Origin of the sequence: Acinetobacter sp. GSS19, from assembly GCF_028621895.1 — a bacterium.
Lineage (GTDB): Bacteria > Pseudomonadota > Gammaproteobacteria > Pseudomonadales > Moraxellaceae > Acinetobacter.
Genome location: NZ_CP117520.1, coordinates 1,698,157 through 1,720,392, shown reverse-complemented (window position 1 = coordinate 1,720,392; position 22,236 = coordinate 1,698,157). Strand labels below are relative to the sequence as shown.

Annotated in this window: 20 protein-coding genes and 3 tRNA genes; 12 read left to right on the top strand and 11 right to left on the bottom strand. The window is 44.5% G+C overall.

Annotation, left to right across the window (positions count from 1 at the left end):
• Nucleotides 1-412: 412 nt before the first annotated feature.
• The 3 genes from greA to carA form a co-directional block, all read right to left on the bottom strand.
• Nucleotides 413-889, bottom strand: a complete 477-nt coding sequence (greA, locus tag PGW99_RS08275; RefSeq protein WP_273777215.1) for a transcription elongation factor GreA — start codon at nucleotides 887-889, stop codon at nucleotides 413-415.
• A 90-nt stretch (nucleotides 890-979) separates the two neighbouring features.
• Entirely contained in the window at nucleotides 980-4,213 is a 3,234-nt protein-coding gene (gene carB / locus PGW99_RS08270; RefSeq protein ID WP_273777214.1) for a carbamoyl-phosphate synthase large subunit, read from the bottom strand.
• A gap of 14 nt (nucleotides 4,214-4,227) precedes the next feature.
• On the bottom strand, nucleotides 4,228-5,367 hold the full coding sequence (gene carA / locus PGW99_RS08265) for a glutamine-hydrolyzing carbamoyl-phosphate synthase small subunit (RefSeq protein WP_273777213.1): 1,140 nt from the start codon (nucleotides 5,365-5,367) through the stop codon (nucleotides 4,228-4,230).
• Between the two features lie 313 nt (nucleotides 5,368-5,680).
• Between carA and PGW99_RS08260 the strand changes: the two genes are divergently transcribed.
• Nucleotides 5,681-6,145, top strand: coding sequence for a hypothetical protein (locus PGW99_RS08260; RefSeq protein ID WP_273777212.1), 465 nt, complete (start codon nucleotides 5,681-5,683; stop codon nucleotides 6,143-6,145).
• Between the two features lie 50 nt (nucleotides 6,146-6,195).
• Here the strand turns inward: PGW99_RS08260 and PGW99_RS08255 are convergent, their stop codons facing one another.
• Nucleotides 6,196-6,732, bottom strand: a complete 537-nt coding sequence (locus PGW99_RS08255) for a DOMON-like domain-containing protein (protein WP_273777211.1) — start codon at nucleotides 6,730-6,732, stop codon at nucleotides 6,196-6,198.
• Between the two features lie 11 nt (nucleotides 6,733-6,743).
• The gene (yhbY, locus tag PGW99_RS08250; RefSeq protein WP_273777210.1) at nucleotides 6,744-7,067 is read right to left on the bottom strand and encodes a ribosome assembly RNA-binding protein YhbY; all 324 of its coding nucleotides are present in this window, start codon (nucleotides 7,065-7,067) and stop codon (nucleotides 6,744-6,746) included.
• A gap of 195 nt (nucleotides 7,068-7,262) precedes the next feature.
• Here yhbY and rlmE point away from each other — a divergent pair, with 195 nt between their 5' ends.
• The 4 genes from rlmE to PGW99_RS08230 all read left to right on the top strand — a co-directional run bounded on the left by rlmE (nucleotide 7,263) and on the right by PGW99_RS08230 (nucleotide 11,301).
• A complete protein-coding gene (gene rlmE / locus PGW99_RS08245) occupies nucleotides 7,263-7,913 on the top strand; it encodes a 23S rRNA (uridine(2552)-2'-O)-methyltransferase RlmE (RefSeq protein ID WP_273777209.1) in 651 nt (216 codons plus the stop codon).
• Between the two features lie 133 nt (nucleotides 7,914-8,046).
• Nucleotides 8,047-9,936: an ATP-dependent zinc metalloprotease FtsH gene (ftsH, locus tag PGW99_RS08240; RefSeq protein WP_273777208.1), complete on the top strand. Its 1,890-nt coding sequence runs from the start codon at nucleotides 8,047-8,049 to the stop codon at nucleotides 9,934-9,936.
• A 134-nt stretch (nucleotides 9,937-10,070) separates the two neighbouring features.
• Nucleotides 10,071-10,922 carry a dihydropteroate synthase gene (folP, locus tag PGW99_RS08235; protein ID WP_273777207.1) on the top strand — a complete coding sequence of 284 codons (852 nt, stop codon included), beginning with the start codon at nucleotides 10,071-10,073 and terminating at the stop codon, nucleotides 10,920-10,922.
• A 64-nt stretch (nucleotides 10,923-10,986) separates the two neighbouring features.
• Entirely contained in the window at nucleotides 10,987-11,301 is a 315-nt protein-coding gene (locus PGW99_RS08230; protein ID WP_273779478.1) for a DUF5713 family protein, read from the top strand.
• A gap of 149 nt (nucleotides 11,302-11,450) precedes the next feature.
• On the opposite strand, the gene PGW99_RS08225 is transcribed toward PGW99_RS08230, so the two are convergent.
• From PGW99_RS08225 to PGW99_RS08215, 3 genes are all read right to left on the bottom strand, one after another.
• A tRNA-Leu gene (locus PGW99_RS08225) sits at nucleotides 11,451-11,537 on the bottom strand.
• Nucleotides 11,538-11,858: 321 nt separating this feature from the next.
• Nucleotides 11,859-11,945: transfer RNA gene (locus tag PGW99_RS08220), tRNA-Leu, on the bottom strand.
• A 10-nt stretch (nucleotides 11,946-11,955) separates the two neighbouring features.
• Nucleotides 11,956-12,029: transfer RNA gene (locus PGW99_RS08215), tRNA-Cys, on the bottom strand.
• 152 nt (nucleotides 12,030-12,181) lie between these two features.
• Between PGW99_RS08215 and folD the strand changes: the two genes are divergently transcribed.
• Nucleotides 12,182-13,030, top strand: a complete 849-nt coding sequence (folD, locus tag PGW99_RS08210) for a bifunctional methylenetetrahydrofolate dehydrogenase/methenyltetrahydrofolate cyclohydrolase FolD (RefSeq protein ID WP_273777206.1) — start codon at nucleotides 12,182-12,184, stop codon at nucleotides 13,028-13,030.
• Nucleotides 13,031-13,120: 90 nt separating this feature from the next.
• Entirely contained in the window at nucleotides 13,121-13,786 is a 666-nt protein-coding gene (locus PGW99_RS08205; protein ID WP_273777205.1) for a class I SAM-dependent methyltransferase, read from the top strand.
• Between the two features lie 25 nt (nucleotides 13,787-13,811).
• Here PGW99_RS08205 and PGW99_RS08200 read toward each other — a convergent pair whose 3' ends face one another.
• The gene (locus PGW99_RS08200) at nucleotides 13,812-14,240 is read right to left on the bottom strand and encodes a hypothetical protein (protein ID WP_273777204.1); all 429 of its coding nucleotides are present in this window, start codon (nucleotides 14,238-14,240) and stop codon (nucleotides 13,812-13,814) included.
• Between the two features lie 188 nt (nucleotides 14,241-14,428).
• The gene (locus PGW99_RS08195) at nucleotides 14,429-16,261 is read right to left on the bottom strand and encodes a phosphoenolpyruvate carboxykinase (GTP) (protein WP_273777203.1); all 1,833 of its coding nucleotides are present in this window, start codon (nucleotides 16,259-16,261) and stop codon (nucleotides 14,429-14,431) included.
• A 405-nt stretch (nucleotides 16,262-16,666) separates the two neighbouring features.
• On the opposite strand from PGW99_RS08195, the gene PGW99_RS08190 reads away from it, so the two are divergent.
• The 4 genes from PGW99_RS08190 to groL all read left to right on the top strand — a co-directional run bounded on the left by PGW99_RS08190 (nucleotide 16,667) and on the right by groL (nucleotide 20,526).
• On the top strand, nucleotides 16,667-17,587 hold the full coding sequence (locus PGW99_RS08190; protein WP_273777202.1) for a diacylglycerol/lipid kinase family protein: 921 nt from the start codon (nucleotides 16,667-16,669) through the stop codon (nucleotides 17,585-17,587).
• A 1-nt stretch (nucleotide 17,588) separates the two neighbouring features.
• A complete protein-coding gene (locus PGW99_RS08185; protein ID WP_273777201.1) occupies nucleotides 17,589-18,365 on the top strand; it encodes a metallophosphoesterase family protein in 777 nt (258 codons plus the stop codon).
• 177 nt (nucleotides 18,366-18,542) lie between these two features.
• Complete coding sequence (locus PGW99_RS08180; protein ID WP_000065579.1) at nucleotides 18,543-18,833, top strand: co-chaperone GroES; 291 nt, start codon at nucleotides 18,543-18,545, stop codon at nucleotides 18,831-18,833.
• A 58-nt stretch (nucleotides 18,834-18,891) separates the two neighbouring features.
• Entirely contained in the window at nucleotides 18,892-20,526 is a 1,635-nt protein-coding gene (gene groL, locus PGW99_RS08175) for a chaperonin GroEL (protein ID WP_273777200.1), read from the top strand.
• 74 nt (nucleotides 20,527-20,600) lie between these two features.
• On the opposite strand, the gene PGW99_RS08170 is transcribed toward groL, so the two are convergent.
• Nucleotides 20,601-20,975 carry a diacylglycerol kinase gene (locus PGW99_RS08170; protein WP_273777199.1) on the bottom strand — a complete coding sequence of 125 codons (375 nt, stop codon included), beginning with the start codon at nucleotides 20,973-20,975 and terminating at the stop codon, nucleotides 20,601-20,603.
• Between the two features lie 100 nt (nucleotides 20,976-21,075).
• Here PGW99_RS08170 and PGW99_RS08165 point away from each other — a divergent pair, with 100 nt between their 5' ends.
• On the top strand, nucleotides 21,076-22,035 hold the full coding sequence (locus PGW99_RS08165; RefSeq protein ID WP_273777198.1) for an MBL fold metallo-hydrolase: 960 nt from the start codon (nucleotides 21,076-21,078) through the stop codon (nucleotides 22,033-22,035).
• The last annotated feature ends 201 nt before the right edge of the window (nucleotides 22,036-22,236 follow it).

Sequence of the window (22,236 nt, the reverse complement as noted above, 5' to 3'; positions counted from 1 at the left end):
GGGGGAGATCTAGGAAAAGGGCTTTGTTTTAGGAATTGCTACTTCAAAAGGGAAGGCTGATATAAAAATCTAATGATGAATTAAAGCTGGATTCGATTTAACTAAAAAAATTCCAAAGTATCTTAAACCAATGTGGTACAAGGTTTGGAAATAGAAAACCGCAAAGTGCTGAAACACATGCAGTAATCAAGATAATCTGCACTGAACTGGTATGCGTATCAATATGAAAAGACCATGCAATAGCGATCATGATGCCTAAGAAAACTCCACCAATTGCATAATAAAAAGTTTGTATTAAGCGCTCATCCATTTTTCTATTTCATTATTTTTGTTTGATTGAATTATAAGCAAACAATGTATGAAAAACAAAAACCCCTCAATCGAGGGGCTTAAAGTGAATAATCTCTAAAAATTAAAGATATTCAACTTTGACAATTTCGTATTCGACTTCGCCTTGTGGTGTTACGATTTTGGCTTCGTCACCTTCATTTTTACCTAAAAGGCCACGCGCGATTGGCGAGTTCACTGAAATTTTATTGATTTTGAAATCGGCTTCGTCATCCCCTACAATCTTGTAGGTTTTCTGTTCTTCAGTGTCGAGATTCTCAATGGTCACAGTCACCCCAAACACCACACGACCATTCTGTTCGAGATCCTGTACATCAATCACTTGAGCAGCACCTAATTTGCCCTCGATGTCCTGGATACGACCTTCACAGAAACCTTGCTGTTCACGTGCGGCATGGTATTCCGCATTTTCTTTCAGGTCGCCGTGTTCACGTGCCTCAGCAATCGCCTGGGTAATACGTGGACGCTCAACTGTTTTTAGCTGATGTAATTCTTTCTCTAGGGCTTCTTTGCCTTCGGGAGTCATTGGATAACGTTGCATTTTGGTCCCTCGAAATGGTTGGGAAAATACAGTCTAAAAAAATGAAAAAATCCCGCCACCGATAAGGTGACGGGACTTATCGGTAATGGATTAACCTACAGTTTGTAAATCTTGCAAGCGGTAAACATCCATTGGCAATTTAATCGCCAAAGCTTGGCATACAGCATCGGCACCGTTCAGGGTCGTGGTGTGGTACACCTTACCTTGTAGTGCAGAACGACGGATTGAGAATGAATCCTGCTGCGCTTTTTTGCCTTCAGTGGTATTGATGATGAGGTGAATCTCGCCATTTTTCAAGCGGTCCACAATATTCGGACGGCCTTCAGTGACTTTATTCACACGTTCACATTCAATACCGGCCGCTTTGATTACGTCATACGTACCGCCAGTGGCGATGACTTTAAAGCCAAAGTCGACCAGTTGTTTCGCAATGCCAACTGCACGTGGTTTATCAGAATCACGTACAGAGATAAACGCATGCTTCACTTCACCTTCAGTTGGCAAACCAGGTAAGCGTTCATTTGAGCCAAGGACAGCTTTGTAGAATGCTTCACCAAATGTTTTACCTACACCCATCACTTCACCTGTCGATTTCATCTCAGGGCCAAGGATTGGGTCAACACCAGGGAATTTGTTGAATGGGAACACTGCTTCTTTTACAGAGAAGTGAGCCGGGATAATCTCTTTGGTAAAGCCTTGTGACTCAAGAGATTGACCCGCCATACAACGCGCCGCCACTTTTGCTAAAGATTCACCGATACACTTAGAAACGAATGGAACCGTACGAGATGCACGTGGGTTCACTTCCAAGATGTAAACGTCTTCACCTTTCACGGCAAACTGAACGTTCATCAAGCCGACAACGCCAAGTTCTTTGGCCATCGCAACTGTTTGACGACGCATTTCGTTTTGAACGTCTTCAGACAGTGAGTACGGAGGAATCGAACATGCAGAGTCACCTGAGTGAATACCGGCTTGTTCAATATGCTGCATGATCCCGCCGATCACCACGTCTTTACCGTCCGATACACAGTCTACGTCAACTTCGATGGCATCATCCAAGAAGTGATCTAGAAGAACAGGCGCTTCGTTAGAGGCTTGAACCGCATCACGTAAGTAGCGTTTCAGTTCTTCGTCGTTGTAGACGATTTCCATCGCACGACCACCCAATACATATGATGGACGTACCACCAGTGGATAGCCTACTTTAGATGCTTCAGCCAGACCTTCTTCAGCAGATTTGACAATGCTGTTGTTTGGTTGACGAAGTTGCAGACGTTGAATCATTTGTTGGAAACGTTCACGGTCTTCTGCACGGTCAATCGCATCAGGTGATGTACCAATGATTGGTGCACCTGCTTCTTCTAAAGCACGAGCCAATTTCAGCGGCGTTTGACCACCGTACTGCACGATAATGCCTTTTGGCTTTTCAGTACGTACGATTTCTAACACGTCTTCAAGGGTAATCGGTTCGAAGTACAAACGATCTGAAGTGTCATAGTCGGTCGAAACGGTTTCAGGGTTACAGTTCACCATGATGGTTTCATAACCGTCTTCACGCATCGCAAGGGCAGCGTGTACACAGCAGTAATCGAATTCGATCCCTTGACCAATACGGTTAGGACCACCGCCGATCACCATGATCTTTTCTTTATCAGAAGGGTTAGATTCACACTCTTCATCGTAAGTAGAGTACATGTAGGCGGTATCAGATTCGAACTCTGCCGCACAGGTATCTACACGTTTGTAAACTGGGGTTACACCCAAGTTCCAACGATGCTTACGGAATTGTTTTTGTGAAATGCCCATCAGGTTCGCGATGCGAAGGTCAGATAAACCTTTGCGTTTGAACGAACGGATGTTATCGGTATTCAAATCACCAAAACCTAAGGTTTTGATTTCATTTTCAGTTTTGATGATGTCTTCGATTTGGATTAGGAACCAACGGTCAATTTTGGTTGCTTCAAAAACTTCATCTAAGCTAAAGCCGTGACGGAACGCATCAGCCACATACCAGATACGCTCAGGGCCTGGCACTTTAAGTTCTTGAAGAATCTTCTCGCGCGCACCTTCAGTACCCACTTCGATTTTTTCATCAAAACCAGTTGCACCAACTTCCAGACCGCGAAGTGCTTTGTTCACAGATTCCTGGAAATTACGGCCAATCGCCATCACTTCACCCACAGATTTCATCTGAGTGGTTAATGTTGCGTCCGCTTGCGGGAATTTTTCGAAGTTGAAACGTGGAACCTTGGTCACAACATAGTCGATTGCAGGTTCAAATGATGCAGGGGTGGTACCGCCGGTGATGTCATTCTTCAACTCATCAAGGGTGTAACCAACTGCCAGTTTCGCCGCGATTTTTGCAATCGGGAAACCGGTTGCTTTAGATGCAAGCGCAGATGAACGAGATACACGTGGGTTCATCTCGATGATCACCATACGACCATCTTTCGGGTTGATACCGAACTGAACGTTTGAACCGCCTGTTTCAACACCGATTTCACGAAGAACCGCTAAAGATGCATTACGCATCAATTGGTATTCTTTATCGGTCAATGTTTGTGCAGGGGCAACTGTAATCGAGTCACCGGTGTGTACGCCCATTGGGTCGAAGTTTTCGATCGAGCAGACAATGATACAGTTGTCGTTTTTGTCACGAACAACTTCCATTTCGTACTCTTTCCAACCGATCAATGATTCATCAATCAATAATTGTTTGGTTGGTGAAAGGTCGAAACCGCGTTCACAGATTTCCATGAATTCTTCACGGTTGTAGGCGATACCGCCACCTGAACCACCCATAGTGAACGATGGACGGATAATGACCGGGAAACCAAAACGTGCTTGAATCTCAAGCGCTTCTTCCATAGATTCAGCAATCGCCGCTTTTGGACATTCCAGACCAATTTTACGCATCGCTTGGTCGAAGAGTTTACGGTCTTCGGCTTTTTCGATGGCTTCTTTGGTCGCGCCAATCAATTCAACATTGTATTTTTCTAAAATACCGTTGGCATCCAGTGCAAGTGCACAGTTCAATGCTGTTTGGCCACCCATGGTTGGCAGAACTGCATCTGGACGCTCTTTTTCAATGATCGCTGCAACAGTCTGCCAAGTAATCGGTTCGATATACGTTGCATCCGCCATTGCAGGGTCGGTCATAATGGTCGCTGGGTTAGAGTTCACCAAAATAACACGGTAGCCTTCTTCACGAAGAGCTTTACAGGCTTGAGCACCCGAGTAGTCAAACTCACAGGCCTGACCAATCACAATTGGACCAGCACCAATAATTAAGATGCTTTTAATATCCGTACGTTTAGGCATTATTTGCTCCTTAATTACTGTTTAGCGGCTTCAATCAGTTCGATAAAGTGATCGAACAATGGAGCACAATCATGTGGACCTGGTGATGCTTCAGGGTGACCCTGGAAGCTGAATGCAGGTTTGTCAGTGCGATGCATACCTTGCAGCGTACCGTCGAATAATGATTTGTGGGTCGCTTTCAAGTTGGTCGGAAGCGAGTCAAAATCAACAGCGAAACCGTGGTTTTGTGAAGTAATCATCACAGTACCATCTTGCATGTTTTGCACCGGATGGTTGGCACCATGGTGACCATGTGGCATTTTCACTGTTTTTGCGCCAGACGCGAGTGCAAGAATTTGGTGACCTAAGCAGATCCCAAACACTGGAATTTGAGTTGTTTCAACGATGGTTTTTACAGCTTCAATTGCATAGTCACAAGCCGCTGGATCGCCAGGGCCATTTGACAAGAACACGCCATCTGGGTTCATTGCGAGGACTTTGTCTGCAGGAGTTTCTGCCGGAACAACGGTCAGTTTGCAACCGCGATCCGCAAGCATACGTAAGATGTTGGTTTTGACACCGTAATCGTATGCAACAACATGGAATTTTAATTCAGGTTGAGTGAAGCCTTTGCCTAGCTGCCAAGAACCTTCAGTCCATTCAAAACCTTCAGGGTCACAGCAAACTTTTGCTAGGTCGAGCCCATTCAGGCCACCAAAACTACGAGCTTTTGCTAAAGCTTCTTCTTCTGTAATGTTTTCACCCGCAAGGATGCAACCATTTTGGGCACCTTTGGCACGCAAGATACGTGTCAATTTACGCGTATCGATGTCTGCAATCGCCACAACATTGTGCTGTTGCAGGTATTCGCCCAAAGATTGTTCTGCACGGAAGTTGCTATGTAATAAAGGAAGGTCACGGATAATCAAGCCGTTGGCCCATACTTTATGAATACGTCCAGACTCTACGTCTTCAGCATTGCAACCGGTGTTACCGATATGAGGATAGGTTAGAGTCACAAGTTGTTGTGCATAACTTGGATCAGTCAAGATTTCTTGGTAGCCAGTCATGGCAGTATTAAAAACGACTTCACCAGTCGTACAACCCGTTGCGCCGATAGACGTACCTTTAAAGATCGTTCCATCTGCGAGGGCTAAAATGGCGGGGATGCTCAAACCAAAGCTCCTGAATTTTTAGCTGTAAAAAAGCGAGTAGACATAAAAAAAGGGTGGCTGTCTTAAAAAACACGCCCTCCTTCCTGGTCTGCTCGCTTGTAACCTAACAGCGTATTGTACGCATGTCAGCCTAAAAAGTCCATGCTATTTATAGCGAATAAGCCAGATAATCATCTTGCAATTTCCCCGCTTTTCTGTTTTTTAGAGAGAACAATAAAATGTAAGCAGATTCGTATTGTCTGACAACTTTCGAGAAAGGCGCTAAGATCAGTCTTTATGATCAGCACATCACCTACAATAAGAGGAAGATCCAATGACGTTACAAGAAAATGAACAGAACAAGGCTGATAAAAGCACAAGTTTAAAAGAAGCAGTTGTGGAGCAGACTGAGAAACTTGGTCAGACAGCACAGCATGCCAAACAGCAGCTTGAAGAAACGGTCGCGGATGGTAAAGAAAAGATTGCTGAAGAGGTGCGTGAAATTAATTCCTCCGTTCAGGAGCAAATTGGCCAGTTCAAGAATGATCTTTTGCAACGCATTGATGCTTTAAAAGGGCAGTTGTCACTTTCCCCACAGGATTTGGGCGAGTTAAAAGAATTGCTTAAAAAAGAGTTCAGCCTGATTGTGGATGAGTTAAGCCAGTTGGGTAAAGAAATTAAAGAAGATGTTTCACAGATTTCTAGCAAGCACAAAGAAAATTTGACAGCTTCTTTAAAACGCTCAAAAGACCATACGATGGAAGTACTGAGTAAAGTGAAAAAAGCTGAAAAAGAGTGATTAAAAAAAAGTGAGGTCAAGGGCCTCACTTTTTTTATGTCATTCACAATTTAAAACTGGTGTAGCCAATCCCGCTTGTTGTGAAAATCCGCCTGTGGACTGCTATGTTGCATCGCAAAATAATGCAGGCCTTCAGTGGTGTTGAGTACAGCCGATAAACCCAAGTATAGATCTTGCCACTTTAATTTATGCTGTAGCATAAATTCGGTCAGATCCAGGCTGACATTTAAACCATAATGCGTGCGTTTTAATTGATTAAGCTCAATATCAAATGCTGGACGCGGCGGCATGTCTTCAGGATAGCGGTATTCCTCGAATTGATAAGCTTGCCAGGATTGCGAAGGGGAAAGATTGATTTCACGATAAAAATCTTCGTCTTTCACGCCAACGAACACTTCAAAGCAGGTGTCTTCCCATAAGAAATCCTGGCGAGGATTGGAGGCAAGCAAGTTCGGCCACTGAACCAGCTGATTCGGGTCACGTAACCAGAAACCGACATTCAAACAGTAAGGTGCTTGCTGTTCAATCGCACCGACCAAAGAAATCGACGGAATCCGATCAAAAGCACTGAGTTCGTAACTGGCCATATGATGTGGAATTAATTCCCTAAGTGCGCGTGACGGACAAGATTGGATAAATGTGGATTCTGTTTTTGCGCCTTTTTGTAAAGCAGTACAATTTTACCAATCTTTTGTACGGCTTCAGCGCCGGTTGCTTCAAGGATCGCTTCAATCACTGCAGCACGTGCTTCGCGGTCTTCACCTGCGATCTTTACTTTGATGAGTTCGTGATCATTTAATGCACGGTTGGTTTCTTCGATCACGCCATCCGTAAGACCTTGACCGCCAATCATGACCACAGGGTTTAATACATGTCCAATTTGACGTAAACGCTTACGTTCTTGAATTGATAAAGCCGCCATACCCATAACCTAATTTTAAAAACGGCTTAGTATAGCAAATGCGAATTTTAAACGCTGTAAAAACTGTAGAAATAATCGATGGACATCGTAGAAAATTCCTAGGGGTTCACCCTGATTTAGCTATTCATGCCTACTGCAAGATGTACTATTTTCACGTACAATGCAAAGTCAGCAGATTTTAATACTTAGAGAGTTATGGCTACACGCATTACCAACCAAAAGTTGTCTAAAAGTAGTCGTGCGTGGATGAGAGAACATCTAGATGACCCTTTTGTGAAAAAAGCACAAAAAGAGGGTTATCGTGCACGAGCAGCATACAAGCTGCTTGAAATTCAAGAAAAATACAAACTGATCAAACCGGGCATGACGGTGGTCGACTTGGGTGCTGCACCAGGCAGTTGGTCACAAATTGCGGGAAAGCTAGTAGGTGCCAACGGCTTAGTGATCGCATCAGACATTTTACCAATGGATGCCTTGCCTGATGTCACCTTCTTGCAGGGTGATTTCCGTGAACAAGAAGTTTTCGATAAATTGTTAAATATTTTAAATGGTCGTCAGGTAGACGTTGTAATTTCTGATATGGCCCCCAATACATCAGGTAATAGAGCGGTTGATCAGCCCCGCCAGATTTACCTTTGTGAGTTGGCATTGGATTTTGCACAAAAGGTGCTTGGACCAAATGGGCAATTTGTAGTGAAAGTTTTCCAGGGTACGGGTTTTGATGAGTTCCGTAAGCAAGTTGTTGATACTTTTGATGTGATTAAGACGGCAAAGCCGGCTGCATCACGGGCACGTTCGAAAGAAGTTTTTTTGATTGGACAAGGCCGTAAAAAAGCGTTGCGATAATCTTTACTTGCCAAGTAATTAAAAATTGTGCATTTTGTACTTTTTTAAATTGTTGCAAGCTGTTTTACCAGCTGTTTGTGAGGGTCAGCCAAATCTGGGCATGATCAAATTGAAATGATATGGGAATAAAGCTTTGAGCGATCTCTTTAAGAATGCCGTATTGTGGCTGATTATACTGGGTGTGCTGATTTTGATTTTCAGCAACATCAGTGACCGCAATAAGCCTGCTGCGATGAACTATTCACAGTTTGTCGCTGCGGTGAATGCAGGTCAGATTAAGCAAGTCACTATTGATGGTGAAAGAATTAGTGGCCAAAAAACCAACGGTTCAGAGTTTGAAAGCATTCGTCCTGCGGTTCAAGACCCTGAATTGATGCCGAATCTGATTAAAAACAACGTTGAAGTTGTGGGTACTGCACCACAGCGTCAAGGTCTGTTGATGCAACTTCTCATCGCGAGCTTCCCTGTACTTTTAATCATTTTGTTATTCATGTTCTTTATGCGCAACATGGGTGGTGGTGCAGGTGGTAAAAACGGTCCAATGAGCTTCGGCAAGTCAAAAGCAAAAATGCTTTCTGAAGACCAGATCAAAGTCACCTTTGCTGATGTCGCGGGTTGTGATGAAGCAAAACAAGAAGTCGTTGAAATCGTTGATTTTCTGAAAGACCCTGCAAAATTCAAGCGCCTTGGTGCAACTATTCCCAAAGGCGTACTTATGGTGGGTCCACCGGGTACCGGTAAAACGCTTTTAGCGAAAGCCATTGCGGGTGAAGCTAAAGTGCCTTTCTTTAGCATTTCAGGTTCTGACTTTGTTGAAATGTTCGTGGGTGTTGGTGCATCACGTGTACGTGACATGTTCGAGCAGGCAAAACGTCATGCGCCATGCATCATCTTTATTGACGAGATTGATGCAGTGGGTCGTCATCGTGGTTCAGGTACCGGTGGTGGTCACGATGAGCGTGAGCAGACCTTGAACCAGATGTTGGTGGAAATGGATGGTTTTGAAGGCAATGAAGGGATTATCGTGATTGCTGCGACCAACCGTGCGGATGTACTGGATAAAGCCTTATTGCGTCCGGGTCGTTTTGACCGTCAAGTGATGGTGGGTCTGCCAGACATTAAAGGCCGTGAACAGATTCTGAATGTGCACTTGAAAAAATTGCCATCAGTCACTGGTGTTGATGTCAAAGTTCTGGCACGTGGTACACCTGGCTTCTCGGGTGCACAGTTAGCCAACTTGGTGAACGAAGCTGCCTTGTTTGCAGCACGTCGCAATAAAAACACCGTCGATATGCATGACTTTGAAGATGCAAAAGACAAAATCTTCATGGGTCCTGAACGTAAGTCAATGGTACTGCGCGAAGAAGAGCGTCGTGCAACTGCTTATCATGAAGCAGGTCATGCGATTGTGGCTGAAATCTTGCCAGGTACCGATCCTGTGCATAAAGTAACGATTATGCCGCGTGGTTGGGCGTTGGGTGTCACTTGGCAGTTGCCAGAGCAAGACCAGATTAGCCATTACAAAGACAAGATGCTGAATGAATTGTCGATCCTGTTTGGTGGTCGTATCGCTGAAGAGATTTTCTTAAATCAGCAATCGACAGGTGCATCCAATGACTTTGAGCGTGCAACCAAATTGGCCCGTGCAATGGTGACCAAATACGGTATGTCAGACAAGATGGGTGTGATGGTCTATGAAGATGACTCACAGCAATCTTTCTTGGGCAGTATTGGTAGCCGTACGATTTCTGAAGCGACCCAACAACAAGTGGACGCGGAAGTACGCCGTATTTTAGATGAGCAGTACAAAGTGGCTTGGGGTATCCTAGAAAATCACAAGGATATCGCACATGCGATGGTGAAAGCTTTGATGGAGTGGGAAACCATTGATCGTGACCAGATCCGTGACATCATGGAAGGTCGTGAACCACAGCCACCAAAAGTGTATGTAGCTGAAAATCCAGTGTTAGATGTAACGCCGAGCAACGGTCCATCGACACCACCGCCTTTACCAGCAAACTAATTCTTATTCATACATCAAAAGAGTCTCGTCAGAGGCTCTTTTTTATTATGTTCACTTTATCCTTTGAAAAGATTTCAGCCTGTTGCATCGGAGAGCTTGTTACAATACCTTGAATTTCGATCAGGAGATGTTTCATGCGGCTGATGCCTTTACCCCAGCAAATCTTGCAATGTGGACGTTTAAGCCTAGATTTGTCCAAGCCGCACGTGATGGGGATTTTAAATGTGACGCCGGATTCCTTCAGTGATGGTGGACGGCATAATGAAAAAGAGCAGGCAGTTGCTCATGCCTTGCAAATGATGGCAGATGGTGCGACCGTCATTGATATTGGTGGGGAGTCGACTCGTCCTGGTGCTTCACCTGTGACTGTAGAAGAAGAAATCCGCCGAGTAATTCCGGTGGTTGAAGCATTGTCAGCCTATGATATCGTGTTATCGATTGATACTTCACAGCCTGAGGTGATGCGTGCTGCTGTGGAGGCAGGTGCACACATCTGGAATGACGTACGTGCATTGACGCGTCCTAATGCCTTGCAAACCGCTGCTGAACTCGATATTCCGGTGATGATTATGCATATGCGTGGCGAACCCACGACCATGAACAATCTGGATCAATATAATGATGTAGTGACTGATGTCATGCAAGAATTGCAACAACGTGTGGATGATGCCTTGCAAGCCGGTATTCGCCGCGAAAATATCATGATTGATCCGGGCTTTGGTTTTGCCAAAAATGCCCAACAAAATCTGAAACTCTTGCAAGAATTCTATCGTCTGAATGAGATGGGCTATCCAATCCTTTCAGCACTATCACGCAAGCGTTTTATTGGTGAGGCGCTTGGCGGTGCAGATGCCCATCATCGCGCGGTAGGTTCGGTCGCAGCGCATTTGATGAGTATCCAGCAGGGCGCGTGTATGGTACGTGCGCATGACGTTAAAGCCATGAGTGATGCGATCAAAGTCTGGCATGCTACAATGCATGCCTAATCAAACATGATTATCAAATTTTATCCGAGTGTTTTGCACTCGGATTTTTATTGTGAGTAAAAATATGCTGGATGACTTACTGATCCCGATGTATGACGATGATTACTATCCGGATGTTTTGGTCGATGAGCTAAAACAGTTACTGCGACCATTTGCCAAGCAGGTCGCAAAGGGTGGATTGTCGAATCAAGCAATTTATCATGAGGCACATGAAACCATCGGTAAGATCAACAAAATGAAGCCTAAATTCGAAGATTGCGATTCATCACTGGATGATACGGCAGCAGATTATATAGCTGAAGCCATGATGATGGTGCTGCAGGAAGCAGGTTATTTTGATATTGAAATGGAAGAGCTGATTGCCAACCGGGAATGGTAAAGGTTTTAAGATGTTAGCTTGATGGGCTTGAGCTGACTTTTATCGTTGTGATCAATGTTTACTTTGCTCAATCAGTCTATTTAGGAGTAGGCATAAAAAAACCAGCATACGCTGGGATTTTTATTACACCATTTTAACTTAGTTTAAAATGGTGCCCGAGGCCAGACTCGAACTGGCACGCCTTTGAGGGCGGGGGATTTTAAATCCCCTGTGTCTACCGATTTCACCACTCGGGCATAGCGGCAATCATAAAGAAGCCTACGGAGCTTGGCAATAGATTTTCAGTAAAATCAGCAATCTTAACGCTTAAATGTTTAAAAATTACGTATTCATGCTCAATGGCTAATATAGGTCATAAAAATTAAATTGTGCATGATGAGATGGGGGAATCAATCAGTGGTATGCGGAATATAACGATCAGTTGATGATAATTGGAAGGAGGCTTTTAAAATTTGAACATAAAGCAGAAAAGGATTTATGTGATATGTATTATTGCAGGCATAAAAAAACCAGCTGACGCTGGTATTTTTATTACACCATTTTAATTTGATTTAAAATGGTGCCCGAGGCCAGACTCGAACTGGCACGCCTTTGAGGGCGGGGGATTTTAAATCCCCTGTGTCTACCGATTTCACCACTCGGGCTTTACAAGATTGGAGGCGGAGGTCGGAATCGAACCGGCGTACACGGAGTTGCAGTCCGCTGCATGACCACTCTGCCACCCCGCCATGTCTTGGTGATGCACATATTAGCAAGCTTTGTAAAAAAAACAATACTATAAATGGTGTGGGTGCACATAAAATCAGCATATAGAAGAAAATTGCCTGCAGAATCATGTATTATTTGCGGAATTGATTCATATCTACTTTGGAGATGTGCCGTGGCATTGGTTTTAGATGGTCGCGCATTAGCGAAAACAATTGAAGCTGACTTGTTGCAACGCGTTGAAGCGCTGAAAGCAAAAACAGGTCGTACCCCAATTTTGGCAACGATTCTGGTCGGTGACGATGGTGCATCTGCGACTTACGTTCGTATGAAAGGTAATGCCTGCCGTCGTGTAGGGATGGATTCTCTGAAAATTGAATTACCTCAGGAAACCACCACGGAACAGTTGTTGGCAGAAATCGAGAAATTGAATGCCAACCCAGATGTTCATGGAATCCTGCTACAACACCCAGTGCCTGCACAAATTGATGAGCGTGCCTGCTTTGATGCCATTTCATTGGCCAAAGATGTGGATGGCGTGACTTGTCTAGGTTTCGGCCGCATGGCGATGGGCGAAGCAGCGTATGGTTCTGCAACCCCAGCTGGCATCATGACGATTCTGCAAGAAAACAATATCGAAATCGCGGGTAAACATGCGGTTGTGGTAGGCCGTTCTGCGATTTTAGGTAAACCAATGGCAATGATGCTTTTGCAGGCCAATTCAACGGTAACCATCTGCCACTCACGCACGCAAAACTTACCTGAATTGGTGAAACAGGCGGATATTATCGTCGGCGCCGTGGGTAAAGCGGAATTGATTCAGAAGGACTGGATCAAGCCAGGTGCAGTAGTCGTTGATGCTGGTTTCCACCCGCGTGAAGGTGGTGGTGTGGGCGATATTCAGCTACAAGGTGTTGAAGAAATTGCCTCTGCTTACACGCCAGTTCCAGGTGGTGTAGGTCCAATGACCATTACGACGTTGATCCGTCAAACGGTAGAAGCAGCGGAAAAAGCACTCGGTTAATACGGGGCTATTTGCTGTTATGGGGCGGTGTAAACATCAAGTTTGCACCGCCTTTTTAATGAAATAAAGTCACGATGAGAGAATTGTGTCATGGATGGTGTAAAAATCTTACAAGCGCCTGAAAATTTATTAACCGCATTACATGCCATTATTCCAGGTACAGCATTACAAGCACAGCAGTTGCCTGGTGCGGAGATCGAGTTGTGGCTAATCCCTCCGGTTTTTCCAACAGAACGACTTGATGATGAGGTGATTCGCCGGATCTGGAATGACACTCCATACTGGATTTTTTGTTGGGCTTCTGGCTTGGCGATGGCGCAATGGTTGCTTGCAGAGCCTGAGCATGTTCAAGATAAGGTGGTGCTGGATTTTGGCGCGGGTTCAGGCGTGGTGGCGATTGCAGCAAAAATGGCAGGGGCAAAACGGGTCATTTGCTGTGATATTGATCCGGTGAGTCTAGCTGCCTGTCGGGCCAATGCTGCATTAAATCAGGTTGAGTTGGAATATCTGGATGATTTATATCGGGCAGAGCAAGTGGATGTGCTGCTGGCGTCTGATGTGCTCTATGATCAATGCAATCGTTTTTTTCTCGATGAGTTTTTAAAGTTTGCACCTGAGGTGTGGGTTGCGGACAGCCGGGTAAAGAATTTTAGTCATCCTCGATATACAAAAGTTGATGAGCGCAGTGCGAGCACCTGGCCTGATCTGGATGAGGCCAAAGAATTCCGTAATGTCAGCTTTTACAAGACGCTGTAAACACAGCATCTTGTAAAGATCATGATTAAGAACAGGTATACCGAACCACGCGTAAGGTGGCTGGTTTGGTTTCCAGTGCTTGGCGAGTGGCATAGTCTTGACTGTTGTTCAGGCTAGGCGTGTTGGATAGTTCAAAAGAAGTACGTGACTGACCAATCTGCACACCATACGGATGCTGGTTGAGGGTTGGATTGATGATTTCACTCACACTTAATACGGTAATTTTATAATCTTTCTGGGAACCTAACACTTTCTGGCAGGCTTTCTGTAATTTTTGTTCATCCAGATTCTGGTTGCTGCGTACAGCGAGGGTATAGGCAAGTGTTGCATGATCTTCCGAACGTGATTCAATTTGATAACCTGTAACGCCATTATAGGCCTGTGGTGTGCTCTGACATGCGCTTAGCCCGAGTAGGAGTAGGCTGAAGAGTCCTAATTTTTTAGTATTGTTCATGGTAATAATTCCAAGCCTGAAGAATATATTTTAGTATGCCATAGCTTACAATTGGAAACGATGCTGCGCAGCGTAATTCTATTCGGAAAAACAGTGCCTAAATTTGCACAAAGTTGTTCAACTGCAGACGTTTAGGCATAAAAAAACCAGTTACCGAAGTAACTGGTTTTTTGACTATCTAATCTGAATTAAGATGCAGATTTAACAGCTTCAATCAATTGCTGTTGACGAGCTTTCAAAGCTTCTGGTAAGCGCTCACCCAGTTTGTTGAACAATTCAGTGTGGCTTTCAAGCTCTTTAATCCATTGGTCTTTGTCTTGAGAAGTCACGGTTTCAAACTGTTCTTTAGAGAAGTCTAAACCAGTCCAGTTCAATTGTTCATAAGTTGGAACACGGCCAATTGGTGTTTCAACTGCGTCAGCACGACCTTCACAACGGTCAATAATCCACTCAAGAACACGCATGTTTTGACCGAAACCAGGCCATACAAAGTTGCCTTCAGCATCACGACGGAACCAGTTCACATTGTAGATACCAGGAAGTTTGTTGCCTGCAGCTTTCGCTTTCTCAGCAACTTTCTCGCCCATTTCTAACCAGTGTGCAAAGTAGTCTGCCATGTTGTAACCGGCAAACGGGAGCATTGCGAATGGGTCACGACGAACAACACCTTGTTGACCAACAGCAGCAGCAGTGGTTTCTGAACCCATGGTTGCAGCTTTATAAACGCCATCTACCCAGTCAAATGCTTCAGAAATTAAAGGCACTGTGTCTGCACGGCGACCACCGAAGATGAACGCAGAGATTGGTACGCCTGCTGGATTTTCCCAGTCAGCATCAATAGAAGGGCATTGAGAAGCTGAAACAGTGAAGCGAGCATTTGGATGTGCAGCTTTTTCACCAGCAACGTGTGGCTGACCTTTCCAGTTGGTAAGGTTGGCTGGAACTTCTTTAGAAAGACCTTCCCACCAGATTTCGCCATTGTCTGTGACCGCAACGTTGGTATAAATAACGTCGTGGCTTAATGTAGACATACAGTTCGGGTTAGTTTTGGTGTTGGTACCTGGTGCAACGCCGAAGAAGCCTGCTTCTGGGTTGATTGCGTACAAGCGACCATCCTCACCTGGTTTGATCCAAGCGATGTCATCACCCACGGTTTCGATTTTCCAGCCTTCATAACCTGCTGGTGGAATCAACATGGCAAAGTTGGTTTTACCACATGCAGACGGGAATGCTGCTGCGATGTAGTGTTTTTCACCTTGTGGATTGGTCACGCCAAGAATCAGCATGTGTTCAGCTAACCAGCCTTGTTCACGACCCATGACAGAGGCGATACGAAGTGCTAAACATTTTTTACCAAGAAGTGCGTTACCGCCGTAACCTGAACCGAAAGACCAGATTTCACGGGTTTCTGGGTAATGCACGATATATTTTTCTTTGTTGCAAGGCCAAGCAACGTCTTTTTGGCCTTCAGCAAGTGGTGCACCAACAGTATGAACACATGGAACGAACTCGCCATCTGTGCCTAATACGTCATAAACTGCTTTGCCCATGCGTGCCATTTTACGCATGCTGACTGCAACGTATGGGGAGTCAGTCAATTCGATACCGATGTGCGCAATGTGGCTGCCCAAAGGACCCATTGAGAAAGGAACCACATACATGGTACGACCTTGCATTGAACCGTCAAACAAACCGTTCAATTTTTCGCGCATAACTGCTGGATCTTCCCAGTTGTTCGTTGCGCCAGCATCTTCTTTATTTGCTGAGCAGATAAAGGTACGGTCTTCAACACGTGCAACGTCAGAAGGGTCAGAGTTTGCGAGGTAAGAACCAGGATGTTTTTCTTGGTTTAATTTTTGCATGGTGCCGTTGGCGATCATCAAGTCGATCAGACGTTGATATTCTTCTTCGCTACCGTCACACCATTCAATTTTAGCTGGTTTGGTTAACTTCGCAATTTCTTCAACCCATGCAATAAGCTTAGGGTGACGAACGAATTCTGGTGCGTTCACTGGGGTCATGGTGAGGCCTACTTAAAATGTGTACAAAGTACAAATCTATTTGAAGGGGTACAACAAACAGATGAAGTCGATAAAAAAGTGGCGGTATTAAAGCACAAAACGCGGAAAAATATAAGACTATCGTTTAGCAGGCGAAGGCAGGAGTGAGGCAAGAAAAATTCAGATAAGCGTTTATGAAACAGTTACTTACAGTTTTTTTAGCCCCAATATGGTGCGATTCGTATATTTTATGGGTATTATTTAATAATTAAATAATATTAAAAATCATAAACATAATAAGGTTTAAACTGGAATAACGATCATTGATTAAATAAATGGTGGTAATTCGAATTTTACATAAAGCCACTTTAAATTCTAGCTTGATTGATCAAAATTAAATCAAATGCTTCATCTTGGTCTATCGTCATGACAGTAGTCCGTCCGCCCTTATCGATCTTGTATAACCAGCGATCAGGTTTTCATGCCCCTCACCGTGAGCAGCTTTACGCATGTGTACTGGATTTGTTTAAGGCATACGGTTTTGAACTACAGGTTTTTGATCTGAATCAGGTTCTGGATTTCGATGGATTGATGCAATCATTGATTGACTACCATCACCAAGCTGAGACTCCCGGTATGATCGTGGTCGCTGGAGGGGATGGAACACTAAACACCGTCATCGGGAAATTATTACAGAGTGACATTCCGATCGGAATTTTGCCTTTGGGAACGTTTAACTATGTTGCGCGTGCCTTACATATTCCCCTAGACCTGTTGGAGGCTGCCCGCGTGATTTTGACTGGGCAAGACCGCACCATTCATGTGGCAACTTTAAATGGGCGTGCCTATCTGAATAATGCCAGTTTGGGTTTATATCCCTTATTTATCCAGCGCAGGGAACAGTTCAACCGTTATCTAGGCCGTTTTTCCTGGCATGCCTACAGTTCTGCTCTAGATGTGCTGTTACGCGCACGGGAACAATTACAGTTGTCATTGGAAGTGAATGGTGAACATTATCCGATTGATACGCCACTTATCTTTTTTGGCAATAATCAATTACAACTCCAACAGATGAATCTACAGGTGGCAGAATGTGCAGCCAAGGGGCGAATTGCCGGTGTGGCGGTTGCCAGTGGCGATAAATGGACCTTGTTGAAAATGGTCTGGTTATTACTGCGTGGCACCTTGGAACAGGCTTCCGAGATTCAGAGTTTTTGTGCTACTGAAGTCACCGTGCGTTGCAAACAATCTAAATTGATGGTGGCGATTGATGGTGAGCTGGCAGAAATAGAGACACCTTTAACGTTTGGTGTGTATCCGCATGCTGTAAAAATTCGGGTGCCTTAACATGCTCCTGCATTTGTCTGACCTACATTTTGGCACTGAAAAATCGGAGTGTGTGCATGCTATTCAGCAGTTTTGTTGGGAGCAGCAACCGGAAATGGTGGTGGTGAGCGGTGACTTGACCCAGCGTGCCCGCTTGCGCCAGTTCTTTGCCTGCCGTCAGTTTTTGGATTCATTAAAAACACCTTATTTGGTCGTGCCCGGCAATCATGATATCCCGCTGTATCATGTCTGGGATCGTTTTCTGACACCATTTATGAGCTATCAGGCTTTTTTTTCTGCGCCGGAAAGAGAGCTGGAAAGCGAACATTTTTATGTGATTGGGGTGAATAGCGTACGCCGCCGCTACCATACGCGCGGTCATATTTCGCTGACTCAAATTCAGCAGATTCAGCAAAAACTCAGTGAGGCACCGGCAAATAAACTCAAAATTATTGTGACCCATCAACCTTTTTATACACCACCCGGCGATCCACATGGCGTTAAGGATTGTCCTGTGCTGGGAAAAATGGCTTTAGAGCTCTGGAGCCAACAGCAGCTATTTGCGCTACTGCATGGTCATTTACATCAGGCTGTTGTGTATGATCTGAATCAAATTTATCAGCTTCAGGCGACCCATCCTGTCTTGGACATTCAGGCGGGTACCGCCACGTCTTGGCGCTTACACAATAATATTCCGAATGGTTTTAACGTGATTCATCCCAATCACCAGATCGAACACTACATCTATCAAGAACAGCAACAGCGTTTTGTCTGGGAACGAAACTGGAATCTGGGTTAATAATTTCCCGAGTTGCTGAAAAAAAACACAAAAAAACCAATTTTTTTTTCATTTTGCCCTTGAAGGGTTTTTTTCCATCCCCACAAAAGTGTCATCTAAACATTTTGATGATGGCTACAGTAAAAATGACAGCTGTCATCATTCATCACAAAAAGACTGAGTCTGATGGAGTTATTTATGAGCAACATTCGTCCATTACATGATCGTGTAGTAATTCGTCGTGTTGAAGAAGAAACAAAAACAGCTGGCGGCATTTTATTGCCAGGTTCTGCAGCTGAAAAACCTTCTCAAGGTGAAGTGATTGCAGTGGGTAATGGTCAAATCACGGATAACGGTGTGCGCGCGCTTGATGTTAAAGTGGGTGACAAAGTTTTGTTCGGTACGTATGCCGGCACGACTGTGAAAGTGAATGGTGAAGAACTTCTTATTATGAAAGAGTCTGACATCTTAGCGGTATTGGAAGGCTAAGAGTTCACTCAACTCAATCAAAATCAGATCAAGTAATTAAAAATATTCGGAGTTTATGATGTCAGCTAAAGACGTAAAATTTGGTGATTCAGCTCGTAGCAAAATGATTGCAGGTGTCAATATCCTGGCAGATGCGGTTAAAGTGACTTTAGGTCCTAAAGGCCGTAACGTAGTGATCGACCGTTCTTTTGGTGCACCACACATCACTAAAGATGGTGTATCTGTTGCAAAAGAAATTACGCTAAAAGACAAATTTGAAAACATGGGTGCGCAATTGGTGCGTGAAGTGTCTTCAAAAACCAATGACATCGCAGGTGACGGTACAACAACTGCAACTGTTTTGGCACAAGCGATCCTTAATGAAGGTATCAAGTCTGTAACTGCGGGCATGAACCCAATGGATTTAAAACGTGGTATCGACCTTGCAGTGAAAACTGTAGTGGAAAATATCCGTGCTACAGCTAAACCAGCATCTGATTCTAAAGCGATTGAACAAGTGGGTTCGATCTCTGCGAACTCTGACACCACAGTGGGTTCATTGATTGCACAAGCCATGGAAAAAGTGGGCAAAGAAGGCGTAATCACTGTAGAAGAAGGTTCAGGCTTCGAAGACGCGCTTGACGTTGTAGAAGGTATGCAGTTTGACCGTGGTTATATCTCTCCATACTTCGCGAACAAACAAGATACATTGACTGCTGAACTTGAAAATCCGTTCATTTTGCTTGTTGACAAAAAAATTAGCAACATTCGTGAATTGATCACAGTGCTTGAAGCTGTTGCAAAAACTGGCAAGCCATTGTTGATTATTGCTGAAGATGTTGAAGGTGAAGCGTTGGCAACCCTAGTGGTAAACAACATGCGCGGCATCATCAAAGTCTGTGCAGTGAAAGCGCCTGGCTTCGGTGACCGTCGTAAAGCAATGCTACAAGATATCGCAATCTTGACAGGTGGTACTGTGATTTCTGAAGAAATCGGTATGTCACTTGAGCAAACTACACTTGAACACTTGGGTACAGCGCACAAAATCACTGTTTCTAAAGAAAACACTGTGATTGTTGATGGTGCAGGTGATGCCACTCAAATCGCTGAACGTGTTCAACAAATCCGTGCACAAATCGAAGAATCAACTTCTGAATACGACAAAGAGAAGCTACAAGAGCGCGTTGCTAAATTGGCAGGCGGTGTTGCAGTGATCAAAATCGGTGCCGCGACTGAAGTTGAAATGAAAGAGAAGAAAGACCGTGTTGACGATGCATTGCATGCAACTCGTGCTGCGGTTGAAGAAGGTGTTGTTGCCGGTGGTGGTGTTGCGTTGGTACGTGCTGCAAAAGCATTAGACGGTGTAACTGGCGCTAATGATGACCAAAACGTGGGTATCAACATTCTTCGCCGTGCAATCGAAGCGCCACTTCGTCAAATCGTAGCAAATGCGGGTGATGAACCTTCAGTCGTGATCAATGCAGTGAAAAATGGCGAAGGTAACTTCGGTTATAACGCTGCGACTGGCGAATACGGCGACATGCTAGAAATGGGTATCCTTGACCCAGCTAAAGTTACACGTTCTGCACTTGAGCATGCTGCTTCTGTTGCGGGCTTGATGTTGACCACTGAGTGCATGATCACAGACATCCCAGAAGATAAACCAGCTGCACCAGATATGGGCGGTATGGGTGGCATGGGCGGTATGATGTAATTCATACGGTTCCGACCATAAAAAAATCCCCGCACTTGCGGGGATTTTTTTATGGCTATATTTTGAATTAAAGATTATTTGAGCAAGATCAGCGTCCAGGTAATAAAAATCATGGTTAAAGCCACAAATTGTGCAGCACTGCCCATATCCTTTGCATTTTTGGATAACTCATGACGGTCAAGCGAGATGCGGTCAACGACGGCTTCAATGGCAGAATTAAACAGCTCAACAATCATGGCCAGCAGACAGACCAGAATTAATAGTGCCTGTTCTCCTGCTGAAACCTCGACAAAAAAACTGAGGGGAATCAGAATAGCATTCAATAAAATAATCTGGCGAAAAGCGGCCTCATGTTTGAACGCACTTTTAAAGCCCGAAATTGAATAGCCTGCCGCATTCACAATACGTTTCAGACCATTTTTGCCTTTATAAGGAGAATAAGAACTCATTGGATAAGATGCTTGAAAGTTGAAATTAGATTATAAACTTAACCTTAACTTTACATTAAAAAACATCAATCATTGAATGAAAGGGACAAGAGGGTAAAACATGCAAAAACGTTCTGTATTTATGGCCTTGGCTTGTGGTGCCACGATGAGCGCTCATGCGGCAATACAACAGGTTCCGGGTTATTATCATCAGGCCTTTGGAGACTATCAGATTACTGCATTGCTGGATGGGACCAACTTTTTACAGGCGGGTTTGTTTAAAGACATTAGCAGCCAGCAGGTCCAACAAATCCTGCAAAAGTATTATATCGATCAGGCTAAAGGGATTCAGACCTCTGTGAATGCCTTTCTGATCAAGACACCGAATGGATTGACCTTGGTGGATAGCGGGGCAGCGAGTTGTTTTGGTCCGCATTTGGGATCGATTGCCAAAAATCTGCAGGCGTCAGGTTATAGGCTGGATCAGGTGAAGAACGTGCTTTTAACTCATTTGCATCCAGACCATGTCTGTGGTATCAGCCAGCAGGGGCAAAAAGTCTTCCCGAAAGCCACCATCTATGTGCATCAGCGGGAAGCTGATTTCTGGTTAAATCCGAAAACAGTTAAACAGCTGCCCTTGGAAAAACAGCAGGGCTTTCTGGCAACCCAGCAGATGATCAAGGCGGCAGTCACCCCTTACCAAAACAGCAAACAATTCCGTACCTTTCAAGATGGTAGCCAGATTGATGGGTTAACGGCACAAGATAGCCGTGGTCACACGCCCGGGCATCACAGTTTTAGTTTGCAGTCCGCAGGGCAGGAAATGGTATTCATTGGCGATATCGTACATTCACATAGCGTACAGTTTGATGCACCGAAAACCGCGATTGAATATGACATTGATCCGCAAGCTGCTGTGGCGACCCGTCTGAAAATGTTTGCCGAAATTGCCGGACAAGGCAAATGGGTAGCAGCGCCACATTTACCCTTTCCAGGATTGGGGCATATTTACCAGGTCAATCAGCAACAGTATCAGTGGATTCCTGTGCATTTTAATGACGTACTGAATGCTGAAAAATAAGGGGATGGCTCAAGGATGAGCCGAACTGCGAACAGGTCGAGCTGTGTGATTATGAATTTGTTTGCATGTGATCTGTTCTTGCTTTTCCTCTTTTCTCCTTATTCACACGTTTTGTTCACGTTTCGTTGCAATAGACTTGTATTGCTGACGATTGTCACTGAAGATCTGTATTCTCCATTCAGTTGATTTTCGTATCAGTTC

Excerpts from the sequence above, each read along its gene's own strand:
- PGW99_RS08185 (WP_273777201.1), top strand. The coding sequence starts at position 17,589 with ATGCTCCTGCATTTGTCTGACCTACATTTTGGCACTGAAAAATCGGAG.
- PGW99_RS08180 (WP_000065579.1), top strand. The coding sequence starts at position 18,543 with ATGAGCAACATTCGTCCATTACATGATCGTGTAGTAATTCGTCGTGTT.
- groL (WP_273777200.1), top strand. The coding sequence starts at position 18,892 with ATGTCAGCTAAAGACGTAAAATTTGGTGATTCAGCTCGTAGCAAAATG.
- PGW99_RS08190 (WP_273777202.1), top strand. The coding sequence starts at position 16,667 with ATGACAGTAGTCCGTCCGCCCTTATCGATCTTGTATAACCAGCGATCA.
- PGW99_RS08230 (WP_273779478.1), top strand. The coding sequence starts at position 10,987 with ATGCTGGATGACTTACTGATCCCGATGTATGACGATGATTACTATCCG.
- PGW99_RS08170 (WP_273777199.1), bottom strand. The coding sequence starts at position 20,975 with ATGAGTTCTTATTCTCCTTATAAAGGCAAAAATGGTCTGAAACGTATT.
- PGW99_RS08205 (WP_273777205.1), top strand. The coding sequence starts at position 13,121 with ATGGATGGTGTAAAAATCTTACAAGCGCCTGAAAATTTATTAACCGCA.
- carB (WP_273777214.1), bottom strand. The coding sequence starts at position 4,213 with ATGCCTAAACGTACGGATATTAAAAGCATCTTAATTATTGGTGCTGGT.
- PGW99_RS08200 (WP_273777204.1), bottom strand. The coding sequence starts at position 14,240 with ATGAACAATACTAAAAAATTAGGACTCTTCAGCCTACTCCTACTCGGG.
- PGW99_RS08165 (WP_273777198.1), top strand. The coding sequence starts at position 21,076 with ATGCAAAAACGTTCTGTATTTATGGCCTTGGCTTGTGGTGCCACGATG.
- folP (WP_273777207.1), top strand. The coding sequence starts at position 10,071 with ATGCGGCTGATGCCTTTACCCCAGCAAATCTTGCAATGTGGACGTTTA.
- yhbY (WP_273777210.1), bottom strand. The coding sequence starts at position 7,067 with ATGGCGGCTTTATCAATTCAAGAACGTAAGCGTTTACGTCAAATTGGA.
- rlmE (WP_273777209.1), top strand. The coding sequence starts at position 7,263 with ATGGCTACACGCATTACCAACCAAAAGTTGTCTAAAAGTAGTCGTGCG.
- greA (WP_273777215.1), bottom strand. The coding sequence starts at position 889 with ATGCAACGTTATCCAATGACTCCCGAAGGCAAAGAAGCCCTAGAGAAA.
- PGW99_RS08260 (WP_273777212.1), top strand. The coding sequence starts at position 5,681 with ATGACGTTACAAGAAAATGAACAGAACAAGGCTGATAAAAGCACAAGT.
- PGW99_RS08255 (WP_273777211.1), bottom strand. The coding sequence starts at position 6,732 with ATGGCCAGTTACGAACTCAGTGCTTTTGATCGGATTCCGTCGATTTCT.
- PGW99_RS08195 (WP_273777203.1), bottom strand. The coding sequence starts at position 16,261 with ATGACCCCAGTGAACGCACCAGAATTCGTTCGTCACCCTAAGCTTATT.